This is a genomic window from Pantoea sp. nfd-35, from assembly GCF_056892255.1.
Genome location: NZ_CP122403.1, coordinates 1,242,497 through 1,256,261 on the forward strand (window position 1 = coordinate 1,242,497; position 13,765 = coordinate 1,256,261).

The window sequence follows — 13,765 nt, forward strand, 5'->3', positions numbered from 1 at the left end:
TGAGATCGATCTCATTATCGATTAACCGGGGGTGAAATGAGTGATTTAATCAGCGTGGCGGTTCTGGCCGGCGTTTCGCGAGCAACCGCGGCGCGTGCCTTTTCCGATCCCCATCTGCTTAAGCCCGGCACGCTGAAAAAAGTGCTGGAGGCCTCGGAGCAACTGGGTTTCAGACCTAACCACATTGCGCGCCAGCTCCGTACGCAAAGCTCCACGACGCTGGGCGTTTTGCTGCCTTCGCTCAGTAACCCGGTGTTTGCCTTGCAGCTTCAGGCCATGGAGCAACAGGCGCGTCTGGCGGGCTATGGCCTGCTGGTGGCCACGACCGATTACCAGCCAGAGCGTGAAGCCGCCATGATTGAACATATGCTGCGCCAGCGCGTCGCGGGCATGGTGCTGACCGTCTCCGACGCGGACAGCAGCACCGTATTAGCCCCGCTGGCAGAGGCGCGAATGCCCTTTGTTCTGGCGCATAACGTGCCGCAACAGCAAAACTGGCGCTGTGTCTATGTCGATAACCGTCGCGCAATGGCCGAAGCCACGGCGCACCTTATTGCGCTGGGTCATCAGCATATCGTGATGGCGGCGGGACCGATGCTGCAGTCGGATCGTGCCCGTCAGCGCTATCTTGGCTATTGCGATGCGATGCAGCAGGCAGGATTTGTCCCGAGGGCGCTAATTGATATGCCCAGCCATACCCAATCCAGATTCGAGCCCCTTTTACCGCTGATCAACAGCCCGGACCCACTGACCGCCGTCATCTGCAGTAACGATCTCCTGGCGATCAGCCTGCTGGGCGCGGCCGCCCGTGCCGGCATTCAGGTCCCGCACCAGCTGTCGGTCATGGGGTTTGACGGCATTGCTATAGGCGAACAGCTTTCACCCTCGCTGGCCAGCGTGGTACAGCCCAGCGATCGGTTAGGTGCCTGTGCCATCGATATGCTTCTTCAACCCTCTCATGATGACTCGTGCCTGCTGGACCACTGGTTGCGTTCAGGCGAGAGCATCGCTGCAGTCTTTCATTCGTCAACATCAGGGAACCATCATGTCTACACACAATAAAATCACCGTGCTTGCCAGGGCGGCGCTCTTCACCGCCTGTGCATTTTCCAGCCAGCTGGTGCAGGCTGCTGAGAATGCTATCTGCTACAACTGTCCACCTGAATGGGCAGACTGGGCGACCGAGCTTCAGGCCATCAAAAAAGATACCGGCATTGTGGTGCCGCAGGACAACAAGAACTCCGGGCAGGCGCTGGCTCAACTGGTCGCCGAGAAAGATAATCCCGTTGCCGACGTGGTGTATTACGGCGTCAGCTTTGGTATCCAGGCGGCTCAGGCAGGCGTGATTGCTGACTATAAGCCGGCCAACTGGGATCAGGTGCCGGCAGGCATGAAAGATCCGGAAGGGAAATGGGTTGCGCTGCATTCCGGCACGATGGGCTTTATGGTCAACGTAGATGCGCTGGGCGGAGCACCCATTCCAACATCCTGGGACGATCTGCTGAAGCCAGAATACAAAGGGATGGTGGGCTATCTCGATCCGGCCAGTGCGTTTGTGGGTTACGTGGCCGCCGTGGCGGTGAATCAGGCCAAAGGCGGCAGTATGCAGGACTTCACTCCCGCACTGACCTGGTTTAAAAAGTTGCAGGCGAACAAGCCTGTCGTGCCGAAACAGACGGCCTATGCCCGGGTGATCTCCGGCGAGATCCCCATTCTGCTGGATTACGACTTCAACGCTTATCGCGCCAAATATAAAGATCATGCCAATGTGGTGTTCGTGATCCCGCAGGAAGGGACGGTCACGGTGCCTTATGTCATCAGCCTGGTGAAAAACGCCCCGCACGCCGCTAACGGCAAAAAAGTCATGGACTACGTGCTGTCGGATAAAGGCCAGGCCATCTGGGCCAATGCCTATCTGCGCCCGGTACGGCCTTCAGCCATGTCTGCCGAGGCCAAAAAGCGCTTCCTGCCAGACAGTGATTACGCGCGCGCGCATACCGTGGACTATCAGCAGATGGCCGATGCACAGAAAGCCTTCTCTGCCCGCTACTTGAGTGAGATTCGGTAATGGCAGCGTCTGACGCCCGCAGCGATTTACCGGTGGCAACGCGCCACCGGTCACGCCGACGCGAGCAGGGGGCAAACTGGCCATGGATGCTGCTGCCAGCCTTACTGTTTTTTGCCGCGTTCTGGCTGTTACCTTTTGCCCGATTATTACAGATGGGCATGACGCCGGATCGCAGCACACATCACAGTGGCTACTGGACGGTAATTACCCAGCCGCAGTATCTGCAAAGCCTGGTGAATACCGTGCTGCTGTCGCTGACGGTAACGCTACTGACGTTGGTCATCGCCACCGTCGTAGGGTGCTTCCTCGCTCGCCAGCGTTTCACCGGACGCGGCACTCTGCTGGCACTGCTGACCTTTCCTCTGGCGTTTCCCGGCGTGGTGGTGGGGTTTTTAGTGGTGATGCTGGCAGGACGACAGGGCGTGCTGGCGCAGATCAGCCTGCGCCTGTTCGATGAGCGCTGGACGCTGGCCTACTCACTCACCGGGCTGTTCATTGGTTATCTCTACTTTTCGCTGCCGCGCGCCATTGTGACGTTGGTGGCCGCGAGTGAAAAACTGGATCGCTCGCTGGAAGAAGCCGCCCGTTCGTTAGGCGCCAGCCAGTGGCGCATTGTCTGGGATGTGATCGTGCCGGGACTTAAACCGGCGCTGCTCTCCAGCGGTGCGCTGTGCTTTGCCACCAGTATGGGCGCATTTGGCACCGCGTTTACCCTGGGAACCGACCTGAGTGTGCTGCCGCTGACCATTTATGGCGAATTCACCAACTACGCTAACTTCGCCACGGCGGCGGCGTTATCGGTGGTCATGGGCGCTGTCGCCTGGGCTGGCTTAATGCTGGCGCGCGTACTCACCCAGTCAAAACAGGAGCCGTCATCATGAAGCGCCGTGGGCTGTTTTACCTGCAGGTCGCGATCACCATACTGACTGCACTGTTCATGATTGTGCCGGTGATCCTGTCGATGCTGGCGGCCGTGACGCAGAACTATTTTGTTGGCCTGCGCAGCGGACTGACGCTGAAATGGGTGGCGCAGGTTTGGGAGATGTACAGCGACACCTTTTGGCTGTCATTGCTCATTGCCGTCAGCTGCTTGATCGTCACCGTGGCGATCGGCGTACCGGCCGCCTGGGGCTTACTGAAATCGCCCTCTCGCTGGGCATCGCGCATTGAAGAGTGCCTGATGTTGCCGGTGGCGCTTCCGGGCCTGGCCACCGCACTGGGCATTATCCTGCTGTATGGCCAGTTCAGCAGCCTGCGTGACAGCTGGGTGTTTATCCTGATTGGTCACGTCCTTTTTACGCTGCCGTTTATGATCCGCCCGGTACTGGCGGTGATGCAGGCGATACAACTGCCCCGACTGGAGGAGGCTGCCGCCAGCCTCGGGGCCGGCTTCTGGCGTCGCTTTTTCACCGTGGTGGTTCCCAACTGCCGCAACGGCATTCTCGCCGGGGCCTTTATGGTAATTACGTTATCGGTAGGCGAATTTAATATCACCTGGATGTTGCATACGCCACTGACCAAAACCCTGCCAGTGGGCCTGGCCGACAGCTACGCCTCGATGCGGCTGGAAGTCGGTTCTGCTTATACCCTGATCTTTATTTTAATGATTCTACCGCTGCTGTTGATGCTCAACGCCTGTAATCACTGGCTTGAACGCCAGTCTCGCCAACAACCAAGGGAGGAAAAAGCATGATTGTTGATGCGGTTAACGTCACGCTACGCGGCTGTGCGCGTCGCTTTCATCACCATCAGGCGCTGCACCCACTGGATCTTAGCGTACGCGCAGGGGAAACCCTGGTTCTGCTGGGCCCGTCCGGCTGTGGCAAAACGACCACGTTGCGCATTATCAGCGGGCTGGAGAGCACTGACGCGCCGGGTGAAGTCTGGTTTGACGATCGCAACGTGACCGACCTGCCTATTGAGAAGCGTAACGTAGGAATGGTGTTTCAAAACTACGCCCTGTTTCCCACGCTTAACGTGGCGCAGAACGTAGCCTATGGGCTGAAAGTGCAGGGCATTCCGCGCCACGAGCGTGAGGCCCGGGTCAACGAGATGCTGGAACTGGTCGATCTCACGTCACTGGCACATCGTCATATCGACAAGCTCTCCGGCGGGCAGAAACAGCGCGTGGCGCTGGCAAGAGCGCTGGCGGCGCGGCCTAAAGTGCTGCTGTTTGACGAACCGCTGGCGGCGCTGGATGCCAAACTGCGTGAGCGTCTGCGTCTGGAAATCGGGGGCCTGTTAAAAAAGCTGGCTATCACCGCCGTGTATGTCACTCACGATCAGCAGGAAGCTATGGCGCTTGGCGATCGTATCGCCGTCATGGAGCAGGGGCGCCTGGTGCAGATCGATACGCCGCAGGCCATCTATCAGCGTCCGGCCTCGCGTTTTGTGGCGGATTTCGTTGGCGCGATTAACTGCATCGCACGTGACGATCAAGGCCATCCGGTGCGTTTTTGTCGACCAGAGGATGTGCTGCTGGCAGACGAAGGCCGCTATGCGCAGCACGGCTGCATTGTTGCCAGCACCTTTCTCGGCGCGTCTCAACGCCTGATGATTGATATCGGGCTGGACAAGCCGATTCAGGTTGAACGTCACGCACGGGAAACCTGGCACGCCGGGCAGCGAGTGAGCTGGTCGCTGGCTGAGCAGGCCGCACTCGAATTTACCCTTTAAGGAGTCAACGTTTGTCCGTTAAACCTGTGCTGATTGCTCAAATCAGCGACTTGCATATTAAAGCGCACGGTCGTCTGTCGTATAAAAAAGTCGATACGTATAATGCCCTGTTACGGGCGATCGCAACCCTGAATGGCCTGACGCCCCGGCCCGATGCGGTGGTCATAACCGGCGACCTGGTGGATTTTGGTACGGCAGAGGAGTATCAGACGCTGCGGCAGGCGCTGGCCACCCTGGCGTTGCCGTTTTACCTGATGGCGGGAAATCATGACGATCGCCAGGCGCTACGGGCGGCGTTTCCCGATCATCCCTATTTGCAACAGGGCCCGACGCTCAACTGGCAACGGGAGGTTAAGGGGGTTCAGCTACTGGCGCTCGATTCCAGCGTGCCGCAGCAGCCGTGGGGCGAGCTTGATGAACAGCAGCTTGACTGGCTGGATGCCGCACTGACCGCGTCACCGGACAGCCCCGCGCTGGTGATGCTGCATCACCCGCCCTTTGTCTGCGGTATCGATCATATGGATCGCCAGCGTTTACGCGCCCCTGATGCGCTGGCGGCGATCGTCAGTCGTCATCCGCAGGTCGAACGTGTGCTGTGTGGCCATGTACACCGCGCGATTCAGACCCGCTTTGCCGGTACGCTGGCCTGCATTGCCCCCGGCGTATCTCATCAGGTTGCGCTGGATCTGCAACCGGATGGCCCGGCAAACTTCATGCTGGAACCGGCAGGATTTTTACTGCATCGCTGGCATCCGCAGCAGGGAATGACCACGCATCAGTGTGCGATTGGAGACTATGATGGCCCCTGGCCCTTTTATGATCAAAACGGGCTAATCGATTAAAAGCCATACGAGCTGACTTTTTGGTTAATGCCGCGCTTAAACCTGCTCAAATTGTCCTACAGCGTGTAAACTTACACGCTGTAGGACCGCAATCACGATAAAAACAACAGAGTCAGGCACAGCAAAATGAATCTTTGCACTGTGGCGTTCCCGCCATGCTCATAAATTTCCGTCCCCGGGCGGACTTACGCACGCTTATTGCGCTGCTGGTTATTGCCAGCATAGTCATCACGCTTGCCAATAATTTATATGCAACCTGGCGCGTGCAACGCATGGTGCTGATCGACAGCACCCTGGAAGCCAACCGCGCTTACGCTGCCAAACTGGCCTCCACCAGCGAAGTCTTTTTCCGGCTGGCGCAGTCCCAGTTGCACTTCAGTGCTAATTTACTGGGAAAAGATTTCAATAATGAGGCACTGCTCAAAGCGGAAGTGAACCGTCTACGTGAGCAGACCGACAGTTTTAACTCGGTCGCCGTGGTGGATGAAACGGGTACGGTGCGCGCAATATCTCCCGAATCGCTGACCTTGACCGGGATGCATCTGACCAGCGATGCGGCCCGCGAAGCGCTGCAGACCCGGCAACCGCTGATTAGCAGACCGACACTCTCTGCCGCCAATAACCTGCTGATTTTTGTCTCATGGCCCATCTGGAATAACCAGGGACGCTATCTGGGCTATATTGGCGGGACGATTTACCTGAAAAAGAAAAGTATTCTGAATGCGCTGCTGGGTGAACAGTTTTATCGCGACGGCACCAGCGTATTTGTTCTCGACGGCGATAATCAGGTGCTGTATCACCAGAACCGCCAGATGGTGGGCAAAACCATGTCGCCACTGATGAGCGATCGGGAACGTCAGGAAAAAGATAACGGCTCGCTGGTCTTAACTGAGCCCGACAAACCGACCCGGCTGGCCGGCTACGCCATCGTCCCCACGACGGGCTGGATGGTGGTGGCGTTGAAACCTGTCGACGTCACGCTGCAACCGCTGTCGGGGTTGCTCCTGAAAGTCCTGAAGCATTCAGTGCCCTTTGCCTTACTGACCTTGCTGGTGGCGGTCATTCTGGCACGGATGATTGCCATGCCGCTCTGGCAACTGGCCCGCAAGGCCAGCAAGATTGATGCCTCAAGCGCCACCTACGAAATTGGCGGCATTCGGGCATGGTACTTTGAGGCCGCCCAGGTTAAACGGGCGCTGTTAACCGGTATTGGGCTGGTACAGGACAAAATTGGTCGCCTGAGTTCGGAAGCGCAGACCGATTCGCTAACGCTGTTACTCAACCGCCGCGGGCTTAACGCGGTACTCGATTACTACCAGACGATGCGCCAGCCTTTTGCCGTGCTCGCCCTGGATATCGATCATTTCAAAAGCGTCAATGACAACTGGGGACACGACGTTGGCGATCGGGTGATTCGGCAGGTGGCGCAGACGCTACGACAGAGCGCCCGGCAGTCGGATGTGGTCTGCCGTAACGGTGGTGAAGAGTTTTTAATGCTGTTGCCTAACACGCCTCTGAAAGAGGCTGAGGCGACGGCCGAGCGCATTCGCATCAGCATCGCGGATAACGCTATCGAGGCGGTCGGCCATATCACGATTTCCATCGGCGTAGCGGAATGGGATGCCCGGCGGCCGCCGCTGGAAAGCAGCCTGAAGCGGGCTGACGATGCCCTGTATCAGGCTAAGAACAGCGGTCGCAACTGCACCGTGGTTGCCAAACGCGTAAAAGCCTCTTGATCAAGACTGTGCGCTAACGGTTTCTGGCCCGCCCGGCAATCCGGGCGAGCCATCAGGAATTGATATGCTCGCGGCAGTAGCGTCGCTTCCAGCTGGCAGGTGTTAAGCCTGTATGCTTACGGAATATCTGACGGAAATAGCCCACATCATTGAACCCACACTGGCGCGCTACCTCGGTTAACGGCAGCTTATCGCCGATCAGCAGCTTTTCTGCCATTAATACGCGCTGCCGGTGAAGGGCTTCCGTCAGCGTCAGGCGAAACACGCGCCGGTAAACACGTCCCAGATAATCGGCATTGCAATGCAGCGTTTTCGCCAGCGTGGAGGTTGAAAGCGCCAAGTGATACTGCGTGCGAATAAGCTGATTGGCTTTCCAGGCCAGGTCAACGCCGGGGCTGTCGACAACATCCTCGTGCAGCGCCGGAGCCGCGAGCTGCTGCAGTATAAGCAGTAAAATACATTCCAGTGCGACGCTGCGGTGAATGTTTTCCTGCTCGCTGAGGAACTGCCGGAACAGGGCGATGATATAGGCCGGATCGCCAACGCGAGTATGCTGGGGAAGGTGGAGCAGTGCCTGGTGTAAGCCATGCTGCTCAGGCTGTTTCTGCCAGTCAAAATGCAGCCAGTAAAATTTCAGATCGGCCGGAAAAATCCCTTCTCCCACATGCAAATGCCCTGGCCTCAGCAGCAGGCTTTCGCCCGCCTGCACGCTGAACAGCTCGCCATCCTCCCGAATCGTTAACTGCCCGCGTTCAACGAAAATGATCTCCCAGGAGGTCAGCCTGCGTGCAGGATGGGTTCCCACGCCGCGCGAAATAAACAGCCCGCCATTTTGCACCTGTATCGGAAACGTTATGGATAATTCGAACATCGTTATTCATTTTCCCGCTGCTACGGAGGTAATTGATGTCTTTCTCTCTGATTATTAACTAAAAAAAAGACATGTACCTGATCCAGTTCACACTTTGCTTCACAGGTCGGAATTACCCCGTTTTTATACTTTTTTGTGCTCTTGTTGGTGAACGGATTCCTGACAAAATAAATCGGGTTAAGCGCTAAAACACCAATAAGCCCGGCATAAGCGGGCAATCCTCTCTGTCCTGCATGAGGCATTTTAAATGACTTCTACGACTATCGCTCAGGCCGATCTTAGCCCGTCGGCTACGCAGAGTGCGCTGTCCCTGCGAGAGAAAATAGGTTACGGCTTGGGTGACGCCGGTGGCACGGTGATCACCTGCCTGATCACCAACTTCCTGACGTTTTTCTACACCGATGTGTTTGGCTTAACGCCCGCGCTGGTCGGCACCCTGTTTATGGTGCTGCGCGTGTTTGACGCGGTCTCCGATCCGGTGATGGGCGTCATTGCCGACAGAACCCATAGCCGTTGGGGGCGCTTCCGCCCGTGGCAGCTCTGGGTGGCCGTTCCCCTTGGCCTCATTGGTGCGCTGACGTTCACCGTGCCCGCCGTCAGCATGGACATGAAAATTGTTTGGGCGTTTGCCACCTATCTGCTGCTCTCTGTCAGCTATACCGCCATCAACGTGCCCTATTGCGCGCTGATCAACACCATGACCACCCGCCACACAGAAGTGCTGGCCTGCCAGTCATGGCGCTTTGTATTGTGCGGGGTGGCCGGGTTTCTGGTTTCGGTAGGGCTGCCGTGGCTGGTCGCGGTGTTGGGTAAGGGGAATGCGGCCCTGGGCTATCAGTCTGGCGTCGGTATCCTGTGCGCTCTGGCGGTCGTGATGTTCCTGTGTTGCTTCTTTTGGGTCCGCGAGCGCGTACCGCTGGACAGCCTGGGCAAATTTACCCTGCGTGAGCATCTGGCCGGGCTACGCAAAAACGATCAGCTGTTGCTGATGCTGGTGATGTCTTTTTTGCTGATTAACGTGTTTAACATTCGCGGCGGCGGCTACATGTACTTCATTACCTATGTGTTACAGGGCAGCACGGCTTTCACGTCGCTGTTTTTTACCATGGTGACGTTAGCCTCCATTGTGGGAGCGGTGATCGTGAACCCGCTTTCCAGGCGCATTGACACCGTCCGGCTGTATTACTGGACCAACCTTGTGCTGGCCGCACTCGCAGTCATGATGTGGTTCCTGCCGGTCGGGCCGTCATGGCAGATATTGTGGCTGGTGGTGATCCTCAGTAATGGCATCATCCTCGGGTTCACTCTGCCGCTGCATTTTGCCCTGATGGCCTTTGCTGATGACTACGGCGAATGGAAAAACGGTGTCCGCTCGTCGGGCATGAATTTCGCGTTTAACCTGTTCTTTATCAAGCTTGCCTGGGCCTCCAGCGCCGTCATTATCAGCCTGCTGTTTGTCATCGTGGCTTATAAGCCGGGGATCGGCAATCAGACGGCTGCCTCCCTGCACGGTATTACCGCCACGGAAACCCTGTTACCGGCGCTGTTCCATCTGTTGCTGGCATTCACCATCCGCGCCTGCAAGCTCACTAACCCGATGATGGCGCAGATCGCCCACGACCTGCGTATTCGCCATGTTCCGTCTTGAGGAGAGTAAGATGTCTGTCAATGAAGTCGATCTGCATAAGCTGACTATCCACGATCCGTTTCTCGGTAAGTATCAACAACTGGTGCGGGAGGTGGTCATTCCTTATCAGTGGGAGGCGCTTAACGATCGGATCGAGGAAGCCGATCCCAGCCATGCCATCGAAAACTTTCGCATCGCGGCTGGCCAGCAGGACGGGGAATTCTATGGCATGGTGTTTCAGGACAGCGATGTAGCGAAATGGCTGGAGGCGGTGGCCTGGTCGCTTTGCCAGAAGCCTGACGCGGAACTGGAGAAAACGGCCGATGAGGTGATTGAGCTGATCGCGGCGGCGCAGTGCGAGGATGGCTATCTCAACACTTACTTCACCGTGAAAGCGCCGCAAGATCGTTGGACCAACCTTGCCGAGTGCCACGAGCTTTACTGCGCCGGGCACATGATTGAGGCGGGCGTGGCATTTTACCAGGCGACCGGCAAACGCCGTTTACTGGAGGTGGTGTGCAGGCTCGCCGACCATATCGACAGCGTCTTCGGCCCTGAGGAGCATCAGCTGCATGGTTATCCTGGCCATCCCGAGATCGAGCTGGCGCTGATGCGGTTGTATGAAGTGACTCAGCAACCACGCTATCTGGCGCTGGTGAATACGTTTGTCACGCAGCGCGGCACCCAGCCTCACTTCTATGATATTGAGTACGAGAAACGCGGTCAGACTTCCTACTGGCATACCTATGGCCCGGCATGGATGGTGAAGGACAAGGCTTACAGCCAGGCGCATCAGCCTCTTGCCGAACAGCAGCACGCAGTGGGCCACGCGGTGCGGTTTGTTTATCTGATGACCGGCGTAGCGCACCTCGCGCGTCTGAGTCAGGACGAAGGAAAGCGTCAGGACTGCCTGCGGCTGTGGCACAACATGGCTCAGCGGCAGCTTTATATTACGGGCGGAATCGGCTCCCAAAGCAGCGGTGAGGCGTTCAGCAGCGATTATGATTTACCCAATGACACGGTATATGCCGAAAGCTGCGCGTCCATCGGCCTGATGATGTTTGCCAGACGTATGCTGGAAATGGAAGCCGACAGCCAGTACGCCGATGTGATGGAGCGCGCGCTGTATAATACGGTACTGGGCGGTATGGCGCTGGACGGGAAACATTTCTTCTACGTCAATCCGCTGGAGGTGCAGCCGAAAACCCTGCATTTCAACCATCTTTACGATCATGTGAAACCGGTGCGCCAGCGCTGGTTTGGCTGTGCCTGTTGCCCACCAAACATCGCGCGTTTACTGACCTCGCTCGGTCACTATATCTATACGCCGCACGAGAATGCGCTCTTTATCAATCTCTACGTCGGCAACCGGGTTGATGTGCCCGTCGGCGATCGCACGTTGGGTATCCGTATCAGCGGTAACTTTCCCTGGGAGGAAACGGTCACGATTTCTGTGGATGCCACCCAGCCCGTAAAACATACTCTGGCGTTACGACTGCCTGACTGGTGCGAGGCGCCGCAGGTGAGCTGTAACGGTGAGGTGGTGACGGATCGCGCCCGCAAAGGCTACCTGTACATTGAACGGATTTGGCAGGAGGGCGACACGCTCACGCTAACGCTTCCGATGCCGGTGCGCCGGGTGTACGGTAATCCGCTCGTGCGTCATGTGGCGGGTAAGGTGGCTGTCCAGCGCGGGCCGATAGTCTACTGCCTGGAGCAGGCCGATAACGGCGAGCAGTTACACAATGTATGGCTGCCCGCGTCTGCGGCGTTCAATACCTTTGAAGGGAAAGGCGTCTTTGCGCACAAGGTGTTAATCCAGGCTGAAGGGGTGAAAAAGACCGCCCACGAGCCAGCGCAACAGCCGCTGTGGAACTACGACCGCGCACCGGCTGCACCGCAGAGCCAGACGTTAACGTTTATTCCCTGGTTCTGCTGGGCGAACCGGGGAGAAGGGGAGATGCGTATTTGGGTAAACGAAGCCTGATCCCAGAACATTGACCGACAGCGGGCCGGAAAGGCGTTCGGCCCGCTGTGAATAGAATCGGTGGCGATTCGCCTGCCAGTGGACAGCCTCAGCCAGGTTCAAACTCCCGTTAACAGGGCCGTGCAGGCCTGCCATCGCCCGGTCAACGAAAGCTGTCAGGCCACAGACTGCTTTTCACATCTTTCCCGCACCAGAATATCCGGTACAATCATGGCCCTTTTTGACGTTATGGACCCAACGGCATGCTGGCTTTATTGATTCAATGGTACAAACGCCGTTTTAGCGATCCGCAGGCGATTGGCCTGCTGGTGATTCTGCTGGCGGGATTCTGCATTCTTTTCTTTTTGAGTGGGTTGCTGGCGCCCTTGCTGGTGGCGCTGGTTCTCGCTTACCTGCTTGAATGGCCGACGGTACGGCTGCAACGCATTGGCTGTACGCGGAGCTGGGCGACCAGCATCGTGTTGGTGCTGTTTGCCGGGATTCTGCTGGTTCTGGTCTTGATTGTCGCCCCCGTCGCCTGGCAGCAGGGCATCAACCTGACGCGGGATCTGCCCAACATGCTGAACAAGCTCTATCTGTATGCGGCGGGTTTACCCCGACGTTTCCCCGCCCTGGTCGATGCGGGCATCATTGACGTCATCGTTGAAAACCTGCGCGGTCGTCTTAGCGGGGTAGGCGATTCGCTGGTGAAATATTCCCTGGCCTCGCTGGTAGGCTTGATGACCCTGATGATTTATCTCGTGCTGGTGCCGCTCATGGTGTTCTTCCTGCTGAAGGACAAAGAGCAGATGCTGAACGCCGTTCGGCGCGTGCTGCCGCGCAATCGCGGGCTGGCAGGGGAAGTGTGGCAGGAGATGAATCAGCAAATTACTAATTACATTCGCGGCAAGGTGCTGGAAATGGTGGTGGTCGGGATCGCCAGCTGGCTGGCTTTCATGTTCCTCGGCCTTAACTACTCGCTTTTGCTGGCCGTATTAGTGGGGGTTTCGGTTCTGATCCCCTATATCGGCGCGATGCTGGTCACCATTCCGGTTATTGGCGTAGGGTTGTTTCAGTGGGGGCTTGATAGCGAGTTCTGGACGCTGTTAACCGTCTATCTGGTGATTCAGGCACTGGACGGCAATGTGCTGGTGCCGATTTTGTTCTCAGAAGCGGTCAATCTGCATCCGCTGGTGATCATCTTGTCAGTGGTGATCTTTGGCGGAATGTGGGGATTCTGGGGCGTGTTTTTTGCGATTCCGCTCGCCACCCTGGTCAAGGCGGTGGTGCACGCGTGGCCTGAAGCCCCGCTGGATGAAACGCTGAGTCGCTAAACGTTCAGGGCGCGGACGATGCCGCGCCCTGAAGACATCAGGCTGACTTGAGGTAGTCCATCACGATGTCGTGGTGGTTTGACGTTTTGAAATCGTCGAACACCTTTTCGATTTTGCCATTCGCATCCACCAGGAAACTGATGCGATGAATGCCGTCGTAGGTTTTCCCCATAAAGGTTTTTTCACCCCAGACGCCAAACTGCTCGCAAACCTGATGCTCCTGGTCCGACAGCAGCGTGAAGTTAAGCAGCTCTTTTTCTGCAAAACGTGACAGCTTTTCGGGTTTATCCGTGCTGATCCCCAGCACCTCGACGCCAGCTTTTTTCAGCTCATCCATGTTGTCACGCAGACCGCATGCCTGCACGGTACAACCCGGCGTCATGGCTTTTGGATAGAAATAGACCAGAACACGCTGCCCCTGGAAGTCGGCTAAATTTACTTGTTCGCCATCCTGATCGGGCAAGCTAAATTTCGGTGCGGTATCACCGGCTTTCAGTGGATTCATCACATCTCTCCATTTTGAGTTCATGCTGTGGTTAATACACCAAGAGGCGAGAAACTGCCAAATGGAAAATTATCTGTTTCAGACGTATTCCTCACCTGACTGCACTTTTAACGTAGCAGAACAGTCACGGGGGCGCTCGT

General features: G+C 57.0%; 12 protein-coding genes. 10 read left to right on the plus strand and 2 right to left on the minus strand.

Features of this window, described 5'->3' with window-relative positions; translation table 11 throughout:
- Nucleotides 1–36 precede the first annotated feature (36 nt).
- From P9J57_RS05900 to P9J57_RS05930, 7 genes are all read left to right on the plus strand, one after another.
- A complete protein-coding gene (locus P9J57_RS05900; RefSeq protein ID WP_013026697.1) occupies nt 37–1,062 on the plus strand; it encodes a substrate-binding domain-containing protein in 1,026 nt (341 codons plus the stop codon).
- The gene (locus P9J57_RS05905; RefSeq protein WP_014605289.1) at nt 1,046–2,068 is read left to right on the plus strand and encodes an ABC transporter substrate-binding protein; all 1,023 of its coding nucleotides are present in this window, start codon (nt 1,046–1,048) and stop codon (nt 2,066–2,068) included. Before P9J57_RS05900 ends, P9J57_RS05905 begins: the two co-directional genes overlap by 17 nt.
- Nucleotides 2,068–2,949, plus strand: coding sequence for an ABC transporter permease (locus P9J57_RS05910; protein WP_110015588.1), 882 nt, complete (start codon nt 2,068–2,070; stop codon nt 2,947–2,949). The genes P9J57_RS05905 and P9J57_RS05910 overlap by 1 nt, the downstream gene beginning before the upstream one ends.
- A complete protein-coding gene (locus P9J57_RS05915) occupies nt 2,946–3,761 on the plus strand; it encodes an ABC transporter permease (RefSeq protein WP_483279426.1) in 816 nt (271 codons plus the stop codon). The genes P9J57_RS05910 and P9J57_RS05915 overlap by 4 nt, the downstream gene beginning before the upstream one ends.
- Nucleotides 3,758–4,744 carry an ABC transporter ATP-binding protein gene (locus P9J57_RS05920; protein ID WP_019106065.1) on the plus strand — a complete coding sequence of 329 codons (987 nt, stop codon included), beginning with the start codon at nt 3,758–3,760 and terminating at the stop codon, nt 4,742–4,744. Before P9J57_RS05915 ends, P9J57_RS05920 begins: the two co-directional genes overlap by 4 nt.
- An 11-nt stretch (nt 4,745–4,755) precedes the next feature.
- Nucleotides 4,756–5,586, plus strand: a complete 831-nt coding sequence (locus P9J57_RS05925; RefSeq protein WP_028715449.1) for a phosphodiesterase — start codon at nt 4,756–4,758, stop codon at nt 5,584–5,586.
- 155 nt (nt 5,587–5,741) lie between these two features.
- The gene (locus P9J57_RS05930; RefSeq protein WP_014594286.1) at nt 5,742–7,322 is read left to right on the plus strand and encodes a sensor domain-containing diguanylate cyclase; all 1,581 of its coding nucleotides are present in this window, start codon (nt 5,742–5,744) and stop codon (nt 7,320–7,322) included.
- A gap of 52 nt (nt 7,323–7,374) precedes the next feature.
- Here P9J57_RS05930 and P9J57_RS05935 read toward each other — a convergent pair whose 3' ends face one another.
- The gene (locus P9J57_RS05935) at nt 7,375–8,193 is read right to left on the minus strand and encodes a helix-turn-helix domain-containing protein (RefSeq protein ID WP_013026690.1); all 819 of its coding nucleotides are present in this window, start codon (nt 8,191–8,193) and stop codon (nt 7,375–7,377) included.
- A 247-nt stretch (nt 8,194–8,440) separates the two neighbouring features.
- On the opposite strand from P9J57_RS05935, the gene P9J57_RS05940 reads away from it, so the two are divergent.
- The 3 genes from P9J57_RS05940 (at nt 8,441) to P9J57_RS05950 (ending at nt 13,120) form a co-directional block, all read left to right on the plus strand.
- On the plus strand, nt 8,441–9,841 hold the full coding sequence (locus P9J57_RS05940; protein ID WP_064352285.1) for an MFS transporter: 1,401 nt from the start codon (nt 8,441–8,443) through the stop codon (nt 9,839–9,841).
- A 10-nt stretch (nt 9,842–9,851) separates the two neighbouring features.
- Nucleotides 9,852–11,807, plus strand: coding sequence for a glycoside hydrolase family 127 protein (locus P9J57_RS05945; RefSeq protein ID WP_019106063.1), 1,956 nt, complete (start codon nt 9,852–9,854; stop codon nt 11,805–11,807).
- A 242-nt stretch (nt 11,808–12,049) separates the two neighbouring features.
- Nucleotides 12,050–13,120, plus strand: coding sequence for an AI-2E family transporter (locus tag P9J57_RS05950; protein WP_013026686.1), 1,071 nt, complete (start codon nt 12,050–12,052; stop codon nt 13,118–13,120).
- Nucleotides 13,121–13,157: 37 nt separating this feature from the next.
- Here P9J57_RS05950 and bcp read toward each other — a convergent pair whose 3' ends face one another.
- Nucleotides 13,158–13,625: a thioredoxin-dependent thiol peroxidase gene (gene bcp, locus P9J57_RS05955; protein WP_014605294.1), complete on the minus strand. Its 468-nt coding sequence runs from the start codon at nt 13,623–13,625 to the stop codon at nt 13,158–13,160.
- Nucleotides 13,626–13,765 lie beyond the last annotated feature (140 nt).